Below are 394 nucleotides of genomic sequence, written 5' to 3' on the forward strand. Positions count from 1 at the left end.
ATAACCGGTGTGGGGGCGGTCGTGGCGCAGCAGCGTCTGGAAGGCGTAGGCGCCTTCGTCGGCGCCGATGGCGACCCCGGTGCTGTCGACTAGGGCGGTGGCGCGTCCGATCTGGCCCCAGGCGCCCCAGGCGATCGCGATGGCCGGTAGGCCCTGGGTGCGCTGCCAGCGGGTGAAGGCATCCAGCCAGCTGTTGGCCGCGGCATAGGCGCCTTGGCCAGGAGAGCCCACCAGCGCGGCCGCCGAGGAAAACGAGCACCACCAGTCCAACTCGTGAGCCGCGGACGCCTGGTGCAGGGCGGTGTGCAACTGCCACGCACCGGCCACTTTGGGTGCCCAGTTGCGGTGCAGCAGCTCATCGGTGAGGTTGGCCACGGTGGCGTCTTCGACGACC

At 70.6% G+C, this 394-nt stretch carries 1 protein-coding gene; it reads right to left on the reverse strand.

Translation table 11 applies throughout. The annotated features are described in order from the left end of the window. Positions 1 to 394, reverse strand: a 394-nt coding sequence (locus AC5Y21_RS26060; protein ID WP_499917046.1) for a KR domain-containing protein, incomplete at both ends; no start/stop codon positions are given.

The sequence above is a fragment of the Mycobacterium sp. NGS41 genome, from assembly GCF_059812725.1.